The 15,248-nt window shown below is 58.4% G+C and carries 11 protein-coding genes; 4 read left to right on the forward strand and 7 right to left on the reverse strand.

The window, feature by feature from the left end; translation table 11 throughout:
* Positions 1-8: 8 nt before the first annotated feature.
* The 5 genes from malZ to phoB form a co-directional block, all read right to left on the reverse strand.
* Positions 9-1,826: a maltodextrin glucosidase gene (malZ, locus tag ACQUTD_RS07200; protein ID WP_473274046.1), complete on the reverse strand. Its 1,818-nt coding sequence runs from the start codon at positions 1,824-1,826 to the stop codon at positions 9-11.
* Positions 1,827-1,982: 156 nt separating this feature from the next.
* On the reverse strand, positions 1,983-3,347 hold the full coding sequence (gene proY, locus ACQUTD_RS07205; protein WP_099458748.1) for a proline-specific permease ProY: 1,365 nt from the start codon (positions 3,345-3,347) through the stop codon (positions 1,983-1,985).
* A gap of 74 nt (positions 3,348-3,421) precedes the next feature.
* Positions 3,422-4,741, reverse strand: a complete 1,320-nt coding sequence (gene brnQ / locus ACQUTD_RS07210) for a branched-chain amino acid transporter carrier protein BrnQ (RefSeq protein WP_318363215.1) — start codon at positions 4,739-4,741, stop codon at positions 3,422-3,424.
* 409 nt (positions 4,742-5,150) lie between these two features.
* Positions 5,151-6,446, reverse strand: a complete 1,296-nt coding sequence (gene phoR / locus ACQUTD_RS07215; RefSeq protein ID WP_072567507.1) for a phosphate regulon sensor histidine kinase PhoR — start codon at positions 6,444-6,446, stop codon at positions 5,151-5,153.
* Between the two features lie 21 nt (positions 6,447-6,467).
* Positions 6,468-7,157 (reverse strand): phosphate response regulator transcription factor PhoB, encoded by a 690-nt coding sequence (gene phoB / locus ACQUTD_RS07220; protein ID WP_072567506.1) that lies wholly within the window; start codon positions 7,155-7,157, stop codon positions 6,468-6,470.
* Positions 7,158-7,354: 197 nt separating this feature from the next.
* On the opposite strand from phoB, the gene sbcD reads away from it, so the two are divergent.
* The 3 genes from sbcD to araJ all read left to right on the forward strand — a co-directional run bounded on the left by sbcD (position 7,355) and on the right by araJ (position 12,936).
* Positions 7,355-8,557 (forward strand): exonuclease subunit SbcD, encoded by a 1,203-nt coding sequence (sbcD, locus tag ACQUTD_RS07225; RefSeq protein ID WP_473274045.1) that lies wholly within the window; start codon positions 7,355-7,357, stop codon positions 8,555-8,557.
* A complete protein-coding gene (gene sbcC, locus ACQUTD_RS07230; protein WP_473274044.1) occupies positions 8,554-11,709 on the forward strand; it encodes an exonuclease subunit SbcC in 3,156 nt (1,051 codons plus the stop codon). Before sbcD ends, sbcC begins: the two co-directional genes overlap by 4 nt.
* Positions 11,710-11,772: 63 nt before the next feature.
* Positions 11,773-12,936 carry an MFS transporter AraJ gene (araJ, locus tag ACQUTD_RS07235; RefSeq protein ID WP_473274377.1) on the forward strand — a complete coding sequence of 388 codons (1,164 nt, stop codon included), beginning with the start codon at positions 11,773-11,775 and terminating at the stop codon, positions 12,934-12,936.
* On the opposite strand, the gene mak is transcribed toward araJ, so the two are convergent.
* Positions 12,937-13,845, reverse strand: a complete 909-nt coding sequence (gene mak, locus ACQUTD_RS07240; RefSeq protein WP_473274042.1) for a fructokinase — start codon at positions 13,843-13,845, stop codon at positions 12,937-12,939.
* Positions 13,846-13,971: 126 nt separating this feature from the next.
* Here mak and rdgC point away from each other — a divergent pair, with 126 nt between their 5' ends.
* A complete protein-coding gene (rdgC, locus tag ACQUTD_RS07245; RefSeq protein ID WP_072569400.1) occupies positions 13,972-14,883 on the forward strand; it encodes a recombination-associated protein RdgC in 912 nt (303 codons plus the stop codon).
* A 43-nt stretch (positions 14,884-14,926) separates the two neighbouring features.
* Here the strand turns inward: rdgC and ppnP are convergent, their stop codons facing one another.
* A complete protein-coding gene (ppnP, locus tag ACQUTD_RS07250) occupies positions 14,927-15,211 on the reverse strand; it encodes a pyrimidine/purine nucleoside phosphorylase (protein WP_072567501.1) in 285 nt (94 codons plus the stop codon).
* Positions 15,212-15,248: the final 37 nt, after the last annotated feature.

A 15,248-nucleotide genomic window follows, 5' to 3' on the forward strand; every position in this document is an offset into this window, starting at 1 on the left:
CAACGGGTTCAGCGATTGCGCCACAGCGTGGCGGAGATCGCCGGTAGCGACAGCACATTATCCTCGATGGTGCCGGTGCCCACTTTGCACTGCCAGGCCGGGACGTCCACCAGTGGTAAATCCGTCAGCACCACCTCGCAGGCCTTGCCGCGGTTGATCGCCACCAGCACGCGTTCATGCCGGAAGACGCGCACAAAGACTACCACGTCGCCTTCCGCATGCAGCACCTGGCAGCCGCCGTGGCGCAGGGCGCGGCTTTTCTTGCGCAGCGTCGCCATCTGCTGATAGAGGGCAAACAGCGTGGCGTCCTGTTTTTCTTTGTCCCACGGGAACGGCTTACGGCAGAAGGGATCGTTGTTGCCATCCAGCCCCACTTCATCGCCGTAATAGATACAGGGCACGCCAGGCCAGCTGAACAGCCAGACCACCGCCAGCGGCATCCGCGCGATGTCCTTGCCAAGCAGCGTTTTAAAACGCGAGGTATCGTGGCTGTCGAGCTGGTTAAACATGCGCAACTGTTGCTGATGCGACAGCCCGGCGCGGTAGTTATCCATCCACGCCATGCAGGTGGCGGCATCGATATGCTGCGGATCGTAGGAAATATCGGTGTTTGCGAGGAAGCCCCACAGCGGAATGGTAAAGCCCCGGTAGTTCATCGCCGCGTCTTCGGCATCCGCCTGCAACCATTGCCGCGCATCGCCAAAATGCTCACCCACAATATAGGCTTCCGGCTGCGTCTCTTTCGCCGCCTGAGTGATGCCGCTGATGTGCAGCAGGTTATTACGCGCGCCGCCTGCTTCACCCAGCATATGCACCACATCGAGCCGCCAGCCGTCCATATTCCACGGCGCTTTCAGCCAGTGGCGCACAATGCTGTCTTCGCCTTTGTAAATCTCCTCCACCAGCGAGGCCGACTGATAATCCAGCTTTGGCAGGCTGGCATAGCCAAGCCAGTCGAGGGCGTGGCCGTCGTCGGAAAAGCTGTACCATTCCCGCCATTCGGAGGCCGGATTATGGCAGGCACCGATGGTGCCGCGATTATGCCGGTCAAACCAGGCGTGGGAGTCGCCGCTGTGATTAAACACGCCGTCGAGCACCAGACGGATGCCTTCGCGCTGCGTGTTAGCACGCAGCCGCAGCAGGGCCTGATCGCCGCCGAACTGCGGGTCGACGTGGCGATAATCTTCAGTATCGTATTTGTGTACGCTGGGGGCGACAAACACCGGGTTGAGGTACAGCGCCGTGACGCCAAGCTTTTTCAGATAGGGCAGCTTTTCGCTGATGCCATCCAGATCGCCGCCGTAAAAAGTCGATCCGCCCGCCTCACCGGTGAGGGGTTCATCCCAGTCGCGCAGCACGATCTCCTGCCCGGCGGCGTGATGGTAATAGACGTTGTCCTGCTCCGGCGTACGCGGCTGGCTGCGGGCAAAGCGATCGGGAAAGATCTGATAAAACACCTGATCCGCCACCCACTGCGGGCCATTATCCGGGCAATCGATGGCAAACTGCTCCAGCCGTGCGGGCGGGAAATCGCTGAAGCCCTGCGGCGTAAACCAGCGCTGGCGATCCGCCCACAGCAGTTTAAAGCTGTAGCGACGGCGCGGTTGTCCTTCGGACACGTCGATGGCGGCGCGCCAGGCGGTTACGCCGGGGTACGGTGCACTGCGCAGCGGGTGCATCAGGATGGACGTCTCTTCGTTGTCCTTTTCCGTGCGCAGTTTAACCTGCGCAGGCAAATCGTTGCCCGCCAGCCAAAAGGTTATAAAAAGCTGATCTTTATTGAGTTTTACAAACGGCGCTACCGGAAGATGCCAGGCGTTCAACATCGCTTTACCCCTTGCTGAAAAATGACGCCACCTTGCCACAGCATAGTGAAAGTTCACTCATCATACTGCTGATAATTGGGGGAGGAGCATGGGGGAGGAGGAGATGCTGCGGCATTGCCGGGCGGCAGGACGCTCACCCGGCAAAAGTTCAGGAGATCAGGCGGTTTTGCGGTCGTAACGGCGCTTAAACATCCAGCCGATAAGCAGCAGCGCAATCCACGCAAAGCCCACGTACAGCGAAATGCGGGTTTCCGGATGCCAGCCAATCAGCGCGATAATAAACACCAGGAACAGCAGACCGGCGATGGTCGTGGGTACGCCGCCCGGCACTTTAAACTTCAGCGCCGCCACTTCTTCCGGCGGCAGACGGCGACGGAAAGCGATCTGCGACAGCAAAATCATGATCCACACCCACACGGTGGCGAAGGTCGCCAGCGAGGCGATCACCAGGAAGACGTTCTCCGGCATGATGTAGTTCAGCCAGGCCGCGAACAGCAGCGCCACCGTCATGACCACCACCGTCACCCACGGAATGCCGTTGCGCGAGGTTTTCGCGAACATCTTCGGCGCGCTGCCCTGTTCGGCCATGCCGTGCAGCATACGGCCGACGCCAAACACATCGCTGTTAATCGCCGACAGCGACGCGGTCAGCACCACAAAGTTGAGGATACTGGCGGCAAAGGTGATGCCCAGATGCTGGAAGGTCAGTACGAACGGGCTGCCGTTGGTGCCCACCTGGTTCCACGGGTAGATGGACATGATCACAAAGAGCGTGCCGACATAAAACACCAGGATACGCATCGGCACGGAGTTGATGGCGCGCGGAATAGAGGTCTGTGGATCTTTCGCTTCCCCGGCGGTAATGCCGATGATTTCGATGCCACCGTAAGCAAACATCACCATTTGCAGTGACATCACCATGCCGAGCCAGCCGTTGCTGAAGAAGCCGCCGTTGCTCCATAAGTTGTGGATGCCGGTCGGTTCGCCGCCGTTGCCAATGCCCCAGATGATGATGCCAAAGCCCGCCGCGATCATCACGATAATAGTGGCGACTTTAAAAAACGAGAACCAGAACTCCAGCTCGCCGAATACCTTCACGCTCATCAGGTTGACGGCGCAGATAATCATCACCACGCTCAGCACCCAGATCCAGTGCGGCACCGTCGGGAACCAGACGCCCATATAGATGCCGAACGCCGTGACATCGGCGATGGCGACAATCAGGATCTCAAAGCAGTAGGTCCAGCCGGTAATGTAGCCCGCCAGCGGGCCGAGGTTTTCCTGGGCATAGCGTGAGAACGAACTGGCCGCCGGGTTATGTACCGACATTTCGCCCAGCGCGCGCATGATGATATAGGCTGCCGCGCCGCCGATAATATAGGCGAGCAGCACGCTCGGCCCGGCCATTTTGATGGCGTCCGCCGAACCATAGAACAGGCCCGTGCCTATTGCCGAACCGAGCGCCATAAAGCGGATGTGTCGGGTGCTTAACCCCCGCTTTAGCTTGTTAGTACTTTCCATTGTTTCCCGTGCCATAACAAAAATAAAAAAACCACGGGATGGTAAGCCCCGTGGTTATGACAAGCAACCGTTGATCAGTGTGCGCGGGAAGTCACCTGACGCCCTGCGGCACGATCCCAGATCACGGCCAGTACCACGATCACAATCGTTGGCATTAACCATGCCAGCCCCTGCTCCGCCAGCGGTAAACGCTGGGTCCAGGCTGGCAACACACCGCCAATGGCGGAAGCTTTGATACCGTCAAGGATACCAAAGGCCAGGCTGATGAACATCGCCGGCGCGATGATGCGCGACGAATTATGCCACCATGAACGGGTAAAGCTTAATACAACCAGTGCGATACACGGCGGATAAATGGCGGTCAGCACCGGTATGGAAATCTGGATCAGGTGGCTCAGGCCAAGGTTAGACACCAGCATCGAGAAGCCGCCAAGCACAAAGGCCAGCGTACGGTAAGAGAACGGCAGATACTGGGCGAAGAACTCCGCGCAGGCGCAGGTCAGGCCAACCGCCGTCACCAGACAGGCGAGGAAAATCAGCGCCGCCAGTAGCAGGCTGCCTGCGCCGCCAAAGGTGTGCTGAACGTAAGCATGAAGAATAGCCGCGCCGTTGGCAGACTGTTCTACCAGCGTGCTGCTGTCAGAGCCGAGGCGGAACAGCGCCAGATACAGCAGCGTCAGACCCACACCGGCAATCAGGCCAGCCCAGATAGTGTAACGGGTCAGCAGACGGGAATCTGTCACGCCGCGCGAACGGGCGGCGTTAACGATGACGATGCCAAAGACCATCGCGCCCAGCGTATCCATGGTGAGATAGCCGTTCACAAAGCCGTTAGAGAACGCGGCATTCTGGTAGGCATCCATCGCGCTGCTGATCGGGCCTGCCGGCCAGACGAGCGCGGCAACGGACAGCACCGTCAGGGCGATGATTTTCATCGGCGCGAGGAAGTTACCCACGGTATCCAGCAGTTTGCCCGGATAGAGCGATACCAGGATCACCAGCGCAAAATAGACGAGGCTGTAAATCATCAGCGGCATCGCGCCATCGCCGGTCAGCGGGGCGATCCCCACTTCAAAAGAGACGGTTGTGGTACGCGGAATAGCGAACAACGGCCCGACCGCCAGATAGCAGACGGTGGCCAGCAGCACGCCCGCCGCTTTGCCGATCGGCATACTGAGGCTGTCCACGCCGCCGCCCACTTTCGCCAGCGCGACTACAGTCAGCACCGGCAGGCCTACGGCGGTGATCAGAAAGCCGAACGCCGCCGTCCAGACGTGTTCACCCGCCTGCAAACCGACCATTGGCGGAAAAATAATGTTACCTGCGCCGACAAAGAGGGCGAAAGTCATAAAGCCCAGAGCCATGATGTCTCGTGGTTTTAAGCGATGAGTCATAAACGTGTGCTGCCTGTGGATGTGGTGTTGGAAACGATGAAATGTTCGCCAGTGCCTTTGGAACAATACGACGGCAATTTCTCTCAATTTCAGCGGGATATGCTTCCCGCATGACGTGGCGAAGAATAGTTTTTCGATTTACCACGCAAATACAGTCGGTATGACAGTATCAGGGGCGCAATTTAAACGCTTATAACGTTTAAAGGCAAGACGGGATCGTAAAACCAGATGGATCTGCTGCTACCTATATGGTTACCAGTTCAAAACGCTATGTATAAGAAAAACACATGGCTTATCATGCGAACAAAAAATCATCAGCCGTACAATAATCGGTCAGAAAAAGGTGAACCGGAACGCAAACAGGCCAGCATTAGCTGGCCTGCGGAAAGATAAGCTGACAGTCGGGGCGTCAGGCGCTGTTTTTGGCGATCAAACGTTCCGGCAGAATAAAACTGAAACGCGTGCCCTGCCCTGGCGTGCTGGTAATATTGAGGCGGCTGTCGTGATGATTGACCGCATGTTTAACGATGGCCAGCCCCAGCCCACTGCCGCCGGTCTGCCGGGATCGCGCTTTATCCACCCGGTAGAAACGCTCCGTCAGGCGCGGAATGTGCTCGGCCGCGATCCCCGGTCCGTTATCTTCAACGCAAAATTCTGCGCCGTGGGGTACGCGCTTCCAGCTCACCACAATATGGGTGGCGGGCGGCGTATGGTTGACCGCGTTATACACCAGGTTGGAGATGGCGCTGCGCAGTTGATCTTCACTGCCCAGCACTTTCAGCGAGCTGTCGATGTGGAACTCAATAGTCTGCTTTTGCTGGCTGAGGGTTTGCGCTTCCCGCTCCACCACCCGCAGCATCATCGGCACATCAATGGTTTCGTTCAGCAGTTGCACCGGCGAGGCTTCAATTTTAGAGAGCGTCAGCAGCTGGCGCACCAGCCCTTCCATACGTGAGGTCTGCTCGCGCATGGTATGCAGCGCTTTTTCACGGGGCGCGCCTTCCAGCGTCTGCTCCTGCATCATCTCCAGATAGCCCTGCAATACCGTCAATGGCGTGCGCAGTTCATGGCTGACGTTGGCGAAGAAGTTACGGCGCGCGCCTTCCAGCTGATGCATCTGCGTGACATCACGCGCCACCATCAGCAGTTGCTGATCGCTGTAGGGCATGACGCGAATTTCCAGATGGCGGCCATTATTCAGCACCAGATTGAGGGGCTTAAGGAATTCCTGACGCTTCAGGTACTGGGTGAATTCGGGATAACGCAGCAGGTTAAGGATGTTCTGGCCGTTATCGTCCGGCCAGCGCAGGCCCAGCAGTTGCTGCGCCAGACCGTTACACCAGAAGATCACGCCTTCTGCGGTGGTAAGCACCACGGCGTCCGGCAGCGACTCCGCGCCGCTGCGGAAGCGTTTGATCAGGCTGCCCAGTTCGCGACGGCGTTTTTTGTTACGCATCTGCATCTGGTGCAGCCCGTATAACAGCGGCTCCCAGCTACCGTGGCCCGGCGGCGGCGTCATGCTTCTGTCCACCCAGAGCCACCAGGAGAGTTGCAGTAAGTTCCAGAAATGCCAGACCAGTAATCCGGTGACGGCCGCCAGCAAAAACCACGGCAGATAACCAAATATGGCGCCGAGCACCAGCGCCGGGATGCAACACAGCACCAGCTCCAGCACCAGCCTTTTCCATGACAGCCGTTCCAGCACGCGTCACACTCCCTTCAGATGTTAGAAACGGGTCGAAAAACGATAACCCGTGCCGCGGACGGTCTGTACCATACGATCGTGGCCGCTATGTTCCAGCGCTTTACGCAGGCGGCGAATATGCACGTCAACCGTGCGATCTTCAACGTAAACGTTGGTGCCCCACACATGGTTCAGCAACTGTTCCCGGCTGTAGACACGCTCCGGATGGGTCATAAAGAAGTGTAATAGCTTAAATTCGGTAGGCCCCATATCGAGGGGATTTTCGCCGGTCATCACGCGGTGGGAAGTGGGATCCAGGCTCAGGCCCTGCATTTCGATCACCTCTTCCACCGCCATCGGCGAGATGCGGCGCATCACGGCTTTAATACGCGCCACCAGCTCTTTTGGCGAGAACGGCTTGGTGATGTAATCATCCGCCCCGGTTTCCAGACCACGTACGCGATCTTCTTCCTCGCCGCGGGCGGTAAGCATCATCACCGGAATATCACGGGTCAGGGCTTCACGCTTCACATGTTTGATAAACTGAATACCGGAACCGCCCGGTAGCATCCAGTCGAGCAAAATGAGATCGGGCCAGGGTTCATTCAACTGGTTCACCGCGCTGTCATAATCTTCCGCTTCGACAGGCTGGAAGCCGTTTTGCTCGAGGACAAAGCATACCATTTCACGAATTGGAGCTTCATCTTCCACGACCAGAATGCGTCTCGCCATAATTTGCCCTGTATTTATTAAGTCGCCAGTATATGTTGCGGTGGCATTATGCGTCAGATTTATGACAGATTTATGAAAATGATGACTGCCTGATGACTCAAGCCATTGTTTTATGACACTCGTGAAAAAACCGATAACTATCTTCACGCCGCTTAACGTTTATAATCGGCTTCACGCTTTTTTGCCATGGGATCGTTATGCGTCTTCTTCACACCTCTGACTGGCACCTGGGTCAAAACTTTTACAGCAAAAGCCGGGCCGCTGAACATGCCGCCTTTCTTGACTGGCTGCTGAAAACCGCGGAAGAACAGCAGGTGGATGTGATTATTGTCGCAGGCGACATTTTTGATACCGGCTCGCCGCCGAGCTACGCCCGCGAACTCTACAACCGCTTTGTGGTGAATTTGCAGCAAACCGGCTGTCACCTGGTGGTGCTGGCGGGTAACCACGATTCCGTCGCCACGCTTAACGAATCCCGCGAAATTCTCGCCTTTTTAAATACCACTGTGGTCGCCACCGCTGGCAGCGCGCCCTTTATGCTCAAACGCCGGGACGGCACGCCGGGCGCGGTGTTCTGCCCGGTGCCGTTTTTACGCCCGCGCGACATCGTGTTAAGCCAGGCCGGGTTATCGGGCAGCCAGAAACAACAGCTTTTGCTGACCAGCATCACAGCGTATTACCAGCAGCAGTATGAAGAAGCCTGTGCCCTGCGCGGGGAGCAGAGGCTGCCGGTTATTGCCAGCGGCCATCTGACCACCGTCGGAGCCAGCAAAAGTGACGCGGTACGTGACATTTATATCGGCACGCTGGACGCTTTCCCGGCACAGAACTTCCCGCCGGTGGATTATCTTGCTCTCGGCCATATTCACCGTCCGCAGCTGGTGGGCGGTCAGGAACATATCCGTTATTGCGGCTCGCCCATCGCGTTAAGTTTTGATGAAACCGGCAGGCCGAAAAGCGTCAACCTGGTGACCTTCAGCGACGGCAGGCTGGCGGAGGTGACGCCGCTGACGGTGCCGGTTACTCAGCAACTGGCGGTGATCAAAGGCGATCTGGCGGCTATTGGCGAACAGCTTGAGCAATGGCGCGACCAGCCGGTCAGCCCGCCGGTGTGGCTGGATATTGAAATCACCACCGATGAATACCTGGCGGACGCGCAACGGAAAATCCAGGCGCTTACCGGGGATCTGCCGGTGGAAGTGTTGCTGGTGCGCCGCAGCCGGGAGCAGCGCGAACGCCTGCTGGCGAGCGAACTGCGCGAAACCCTGAGTGAACTGAAGGTGGAAGAAGTCTTTGAGCGTCGGCTGGCGCTGGAAAGCCTCGACGAGGCGCAAAACGCGCGATTACAGACGCTGTTCGCGCAAACCGTTGACGCCCTGACGGAGGAAGACGACGCATGAAGATCCTCAGTCTGCGCCTGAAAAATATCAACTCCCTGAAAGGGGAATGGAAAATCGATTTCACCGCCGAGCCGTTCGCCAGTAATGGGCTGTTTGCCATCACCGGGCCGACGGGGGCGGGCAAAACCACCCTGCTCGACGCCATCTGTCTGGCGCTGTATCACGAAACGCCGCGTCTGAGCAGCGTCTCCCAGTCGCAAAACGATCTGATGACCCGCGATACCGCTGAATGTCTGGCGGAAGTGGAGTTTGAGGTCAAAGGCGTGGCTTACCGCGCTTTCTGGAGCCAGAACCGCGCCCGCAATCAACCGGACGGTAATTTGCAGGCGCCGCGCGTGGAGCTGGCGCTGTGCGCCGATGGCAAAATCCTTGCCGATAAAGTGAAAGACAAACTGGATCTGACCGCCACCCTGACCGGGCTGGACTATGGTCGTTTCACCCGCTCGATGCTGCTCTCCCAGGGCCAGTTTGCGGCCTTCCTCAATGCCAAACCCCGCGAGCGCGCCGAACTACTGGAAGAGCTGACCGGCACCGAGATCTACGGTCAGATCTCCGCGATGGTCTTCGAAAAGCATAAAACCGCACGACTGGAGCTGGAAAAACTCCAGGCCCAGGCCGACGGCGTGCAGCTGTTAAGCGACGAACAGGCACAGACGCTCAGCGCAGGTTTGCAGGCACTTACTGACGAAGAAAAACAGCTGCTCGCCGGGCAGCAGCAGGCGCAGGGACATCATCAGTGGCTGAGTGAAAGCCACCGGCTGAGCGGCGAACGCCAGCGGGCGCACGAGGCGCTGACCGCCGCGCATGCGGCATTAGAGGCCGCCGCCCCGGAACTGGAAAAGCTGACCCGCGCCCTGCCTGCGGAAAAATTACGTCCCCACTGGCAGCAGTTACAGGAGCGCCAGCAGGCGTTACGCCTCGCGCAGGGCCAGCACGAAAATGTGAATACTCGCTTACAACAGGTGCGCACCGGGCTGCAACAGACCTGGCAACTGGCGAATATTACCGCTACCACCCTGAAAAACGATGTGGCGCAGGTGCAGCAGTGGCTCAGCGAAAACGATCATTTTCGCTTATGGAGCGCGGAACTGGCGGGCTGGCGTCTGACCTTTGCCCAGCAGCAGCGGGATGAAAAACAGCGGGCGGAGCTGCAAAATACAATCCGTACAACAGAACAGGCGCTCGCCGCCCTGCCGCCTTCCCCGCTGAATCTGAATCTGGAAGAAGTAAGCGCTCATTTACAACAGCACTTAGCGGGCCGCAGCGGGCGTCAACAGCTGGCAATGCTGCACCCGCAGTTTGTTGCGCTGGCAAAACGTCAGGCGCAACAGCAGCAGGAACTGGCGGAGATGGACACGCAGATCGCCGCCTGGGATCTGCGGCTTGGGGCTATTCGTCAGCAATATAAAGACAAGCGCCAGCATGAAAGCGATGTGGAAAAGCTGGTGGAGCAGGAAAAGCTGATCCTGCGCCTCGAAGCGGAACGCGCGAACCTGCAACCGGACACCCCCTGCCCGCTGTGCGGATCCACGTCGCATCCTGCCGTGGCGGCCTATCAGGCATTGCAGCCGGGCGAAAATCAGCAGCGGCTGGCGGCGCTGAAAAAAGAGGTGGAAAGCCTGCGCGAACAGGGTTTTGCCCTGAAAGGCCAGCTTGATACCCAGCGTCAGCACCGGGACAAACTCGCCGCGGCCCTTACCGCGATTCAGGAGGAAAGCGCCACGCTTCACGCCCGCTGGCAGCAGCAGTGCGCGGCGCTGAACATCGCGCTGACGCCGCAGGACGACGTGAGCGGCTGGCTGGCGGAGCAGGATCAGCATGAGCAGCAGCTGCGCCAGCTGAATGAACGCTTAACCCTGGAAGCAAGGCTGCATAAAGAACAACAGCGGGATGCGCAGCTGACGGCGGAGATCGCCCGGCAGCGCGACGCGCTGGATACCGCGCTGGCTCAGCTAGGCCTGACGCGCCCGGCGGTGAGCGACGAAGCGGCCTGGCTGGCGGCGCGGCAGGAAGAGTCGCAGCGCTGGCAGCAGCAGCATGACAAACTGCCACAGCTGCGGGAACAACTGAGCCGCCTCGACAGCCTGCTGGCAACGCTCGCCGATGACGGCACCACGCCGCCGCCCCTTCCGGAGCACCAACACGCCGCCGCGCTGGGCAACTGGCAGACGCTTTACAGCGAGGCCAGTACACTGGAAGGCCAGCTGCGCCTGTTGCAGGAGCAGATACATCAGCTCGACAGACAGCAGGAACAGGCGCGCTCACAGTTCAGCGCGGCGCTGGCCGCCAGTCCTTTTGCGGACGAGGCCGCTTTCCTGGGCGCGCTGCTGGACGATGCGCAGCGGCAGGCGCTGGAGCAGCGTCAGCAGCAGCTTGAGCGGGCGCATCAGCAGCAAAGCACACTTTATAGCCAGGCCGAAAGCGCGCTGGCGCAGCATCTGGCGTCCCGTCCACCGACGCTGGCGGACGACGCCGATATCGACGCGCTGGTCGCGCAGCTTTCAGCAGTGGCACAGCAGCTGCGGGAAAACACCACCCGCCAGGGCGAGATCCGCCAGCAGCTGAAACAGGACGCCGAAAACCGCCAGCGGCAGTTAGCGCTGATGCAGAGCATCCAGCAAAACGCGGAAAATGTGGAAGACTGGGCATATCTCAATGCGCTGATCGGTTCGAAAGAAGGCGATAAATTCCGTAAATTCGCCCAGGGGCTGACGCTCGATAATCTGGTGTGGCTGGCGAATAATCAGCTCACCCGCCTGCACGGGCGATACCTGCTCAAGCGCAAGGCCAGCGAAGCGCTGGAGCTGGAAGTGGTGGATACCTGGCAGGCGGACGCGGTGCGCGATACCCGTACCCTGTCCGGCGGCGAGAGTTTCCTCGTCAGCCTGGCGCTGGCGCTGGCGCTGTCGGATCTGGTCAGCCATAAAACGCGTATTGATTCGCTGTTCCTTGATGAAGGGTTCGGCACGCTGGACAGCGAAACGCTGGACACCGCGCTGGATGCGCTGGACGCCCTTAACGCCACCGGCAAAACCATCGGCGTGATAAGCCATGTCGAGGCGATGAAAGAGCGCATCCCGGTGCAGATCAAAGTACGTAAAATTAACGGGCTGGGTTACAGCAAGCTGGATAAAGCCTGGGCCGTAGAATAAGGCGTTTCCCCTCGTCCAGCCGGGCGGGGGTTTTTCTTAAGGATGATTGCCGTGTCGGGTAGTATCAAAAAAGTCATTGTTTCGCTGGCGCTCGGGACGTTCGGGCTGGGAATGGCAGAGTTCGGCATTATGGGCGTGCTGACGGAGCTGGCGAAGGATGTGCAGATCAGCATTCCCGCCGCGGGCCATATGATCTCCTGGTATGCGCTGGGGGTGGTGCTGGGCGCGCCGATCATCGCCCTGTTCTCTAACCGCTTTTCGCTGAAACATATCATGGTGTTTCTGGCGCTGCTGTGTCTGGCGGGCAACGTGATTTTCACCCTCTCCTCGTCCTATGTAATGCTGGCGATTGGCAGACTGGTGTCCGGTTTTCCCCACGGCGCGTTTTTTGGCGTCGGGGCGATCATTCTCACCAAAGTCGCGCAGCCGGGACGCGTTACCGCCGCCGTCGCAGGGATGATCTCCGGCATGACCATTGCCAATCTGATCGGCGTGCCGATTGGCACCTGGCTGAGCCATGAATTCAGCTGGCGCTATACCTTCTGGCTGATTGCGGCCTTTAACATTGCGGTGATGGTGTCGATCCTGATGTGGATCCCGGATATCGCTGACGAGGCCAAAACTACCCTCTCCGCGCAGTTTCGCTTCCTCAAATCCCCTGCGCCCTGGCTGATTTTTGCCGCCACCCTGTTCGGCAACGCCGGGGTTTTCGCCTGGTTCAGCTATATCAAACCGCTGATGATCTTCGTCTCCGGCTACGCAGAAACCACCATGCCGGCGATCATGATGTTGGTGGGACTGGGGATGGTGCTGGGTAATATGCTGAGCGGCAAGCTGTCGCGCTGGTTTACGCCGCTGCGCATCGCCATGACGACCGATCTGGTGATTGCCATTGCGCTGGCGCTGATCTTCTTCTTCGCGTGGAACAAAACCGCGTCCCTGAGCCTGGCCTTTATCAGCTGCGCCGGACTCTTTGCCCTGTCTGCGCCGCTGCAAATCCTGCTGCTGCAAAACGCCAAAGGCGGTGAAATGCTGGGAGCGGCAGGTGGACAAATGGCCTTTAATCTGGGCAGCGCGGTAGGGGCGTTTTGCGGCGGGATGATGCTGACCGCCGGGCTGACGTATCAGTATGTGGCCTTACCGGCAGCTCTGCTGTCGTTATCGGCCATGATCTCACTGGTGTTCTACAGCCGCCTGAAAGGTCATGGGGCGGCTGCCGTGCAGTAATTAATTTTGCGGCCACAGCCAGGCCGCGCCACGCACGCCGCTGGAATCGCCGTGTACCGCTTTGCGGATCGGCGTTTCGCATTCACCGCCGAATACCCAGTTTTTCACCAGCGTTGGCACGGTTTTGTACAGACGATCGACATTGCTCATGCCGCCGCCCAGCACGATCACGTCCGGATCGAGGATATTCACCACGTGCGCCAGTGATTTCGCCAGCCGCAGTTCGTAGCGGCTCAGCGCCAGTTCGGCGATAGGATCCTGCTCGCCCACCAGCCGGATGATCTCATTGCCTTTCAGCGACTGTCCGCTTAAGCGGTGGTAATCGGTGGCAAAACCGGTGCCAGAAATAAAGGTCTCGATACAGCCCTGTTTACCGCAGTAGCACGGTACTTCATCGCGATAGCGCAGTTCGTCCTCGTCCATCCACGGCAGCGGGTTGTGGCCCCACTCCCCCGCAGTGCCGTTGCCGCCAATGTGTGAATGGCCGTTAAGGGCGATGCCGGAACCGCAGCCGGTGCCGATGATCACCGCGAAGACGGTTTGCGCCCCCGCCGCTGCGCCATCGACGGCTTCGGATACCGCCAGGCAGTTGGCGTCGTTCGCCAGCCGTACTTCACGGTTAAGCCGCTTGCTGAGATCTTTATCGAAGGGCTGACCGTTAAGCCAGGTGGAATTGGCGTTTTTTACCATCCCGGTATAGGGCGAAATGGAGCCGGGGATCCCCATGCCGACGGTGCCGGTTTGCCCGGTCTCCTTTTCGGCCAGCTCAACCAGCGTGGCAACGGTTTCAATCGTCTGCCCGTAGTCGTTTTTTGGCGTTGGCAGACGGTGGCGGAACAGCTGTTCGCCGCTGTCGCTGAGCGCAATCACTTCTGTTTTTGTACCACCTAAATCAATTCCTATACGCACGGAAATCTCCTTGTTTTTCGCGGAATATCAACAGAGTAGGATCCCTGCCCCGTATTAGCAATGCATCGAAAGTGACAATTCGTTATCATGCCCGCTGCATTTAACGACAAGGCCGTGAAAATTATCATGCTGTGGTTCAAAAATTTGATGGTTTACCGTCTTAGCCGCGATGTTTCATTGCGCGCTGAAGAGATGGAAAAACAGTTAGCCGCGCTAACCTTTACACCTTGCGGTAGCCAGGATATGGCGAAAACCGGTTGGGTGCCGCCGATGGGTTCGCACAGTGATGCACTGACCCATACCAATAATGGCCAGATCATCATTTGCGCCCGCAAAGAAGAAAAGATCCTGCCGTCGCCGGTGATCAAACAGGCGCTGGAAGCCAAAATTGCCAAACTTGAAGCCGATCAGGGCCGCAAGCTGAAGAAGACCGAAAAAGATTCGCTGAAAGATGAAGTGCTGCATTCGCTGCTGCCGCGCGCCTTCAGCCGCTTCAGCCAGACGATGATGTGGATCGATACGGTTAACGGCCTGATCATGGTGGACTGCGCCAGCGCCAAAAAAGCGGAAGATACGCTGGCGCTGCTGCGTAAAAGCCTCGGCTCCCTGCCGGTGGTGCCGCTGACGCTGGAAAATCCAATTGAACTGACGCTGACCGAATGGGTACGCTCCGGCAGCGCGGCGCAGGGATTCCAGTTGCAGGATGAAGCCGAACTGAAAGCGATCCTTGAAGATGGCGGCGTGATCCGCTGTAAAAAGCAGGATCTCGTCTGCGATGAAATCGCCGTGCATATTGAAGCCGGAAAGCTGGTCACTAAGCTTGCGCTCGACTGGCAGCAGCGTATTCAGTTTATGATGTGCGACGATGGCTCTATCAAACGCCTGAAGTTTTCCGATGAGCTGCGCGATCAGAATGAAGACATTGATCGCGAGGATTATGCCCAGCGCTTTGATGCTGACTTTATCCTGATGACCGGGGAACTGGCGGCGTTAATTCAGAATCTGGTGGAAGGATTAGGCGGCGAAGCGCAGCGCTGATCCTGTCGATCTGCCCCCTCGCCTGAGGGGACAGATCGCTGCATTACAGATAGCGGCAAAGATAAGCGCTCGGCTCGGCCACCTGTAAATGGAATTCGCTGTGGCCGGGCACATTGAACACTTCACCCGCCGCATAGGTTTTCCACTCCGTTTCTCCAGGCAGCAGCACGTTTAACGCGCCGCTGACCACCGTCATTTCTTCCGGCTGGGCGGTTCCGAAGGTGTATTCGCCTTCCGCCATCACGCCGACGCTGGCACGGCCAGTGCTGCTGCTGGTAAAACCAATGGATTTCACTTTACCGGAAAAGTATTCATTACTCTGAAGCATAGACTGGCCCTTATCTGTGTAGTGTATGGAAATCCAC

The organism is Enterobacter sp. K510 (assembly GCF_055804875.1).